General features: G+C 58.9%; 1 protein-coding gene. It reads left to right on the plus strand.

What is annotated here, in order from left to right; genetic code table 11:
• Positions 1–136 precede the first annotated feature (136 nt).
• Positions 137–1,315 (plus strand): IS256-like element IS1249 family transposase, encoded by a 1,179-nt coding sequence (locus O3932_RS10435; protein WP_005323424.1) that lies wholly within the window; start codon positions 137–139, stop codon positions 1,313–1,315.
• Positions 1,316–1,335: the final 20 nt, after the last annotated feature.

Genomic DNA, 1,335 nt, shown 5'->3' on the forward strand with positions numbered 1-1,335 from the left:
GGAATCGCGGATTTTCACGGATTGACCTGTAGGTTTCCGGAAAGTATATGCTCCGGAAGCATATATCTAGCCCCCGACGGGAAATCCTCGGTGTGGCAGCCGTGATGTGCTATGCGCGGCGTGGTGTGGTGTCGCAATGTCGAAGAACCAACCACGCTGCCACTGCGGCGGTGAAATGAAACGCAACGGCACCACCAGCAAAGGCACCACCAGATGGCGCTGCAAACAATGCGGCGCCTCCAGCGTCAAACGTCGAAACGACATCACCAACGCGGCAGTGTTCACCCAGTTCATCGAGCATTGCACCACCGCAATATCACTCGACGACCTAGCCAAACGAAACGGTGTTAGCCGCGCCACCATGAAGCGGCGCTTCAAGTGGTGCTGGCTCGTTGATGTGCCTGACCCCACCGCCGGCCACCACAAGCGGATCTACGACCAGGTATTTCTCGATGGCACCTACACCGCCGGTGGCTGCCTGATCGTCGCGGCGACCATCGACCACGTGATCGCCTGGCACTGGTGCAAACACGAAACCACCCGCGACTACCAACTGCTGCTTGAACGCATCGAAGCCCCACTCATCGCCGTCATCGACGGCGGCCAAGGCGCATACAGCGCAATCAAAAAGTGCTGGCCGACTACGAAAATTCAACGCTGCCTCGTCCACGCCCAACGCGTGGTCCGCCGCTACACCACCACCAACCCACGCACCGATGCCGGGCGCACCATCTACCGACTTGCGCTGAAACTGACCCGGATCACCACACTGGATGAAGCCGCCGCGTGGGGTGTGCAACTGCACGAGTTTTCAACGATCTACCGGGAATGGATGAACGAGAAAACCATGATCAAAGACCCCAAAACAGGTGCATGGACCCGCGTGTGGACCCACCACAACGTGCGCAAGGCCTACAACAGCCTCAACCATCTTTGGCGGTCCGAGATGCTGTTTGTCTACCTCAACCCGCCAGCAGGAGTCCTTGCGCCCGAGCGGATCAAATCCACCACCAACAGCTTAGAAGGCGGCATCAACGCCCAGCTCAAACTGCTCGCCAGAACCCACCGCGGCAGATCAGGCGAACGACAACGCCGCATGCTGGATTGGTGGCTCTACTTAAAAACGGAACTGCCTGACGATCCAGTACGAATCGCCAGGCAGTCCGACTGGGGCCAGGGCCAACTCGCCAAAGTATCCACCCTGACCCAAACCGAGAACCAAGCCGACCACGAAACAGGACGCCCAGCCCTCTACGACAACGCTATCGACACCGACTACACCCACTCAATCGGCATTCAAAAAGGCCAAATCTAACCCCCGCGACACGCCGAGCC

Source organism: Pauljensenia sp. 20925_1_25, assembly GCF_041433955.1.
Classification (GTDB): domain Bacteria; phylum Actinomycetota; class Actinomycetes; order Actinomycetales; family Actinomycetaceae; genus Pauljensenia.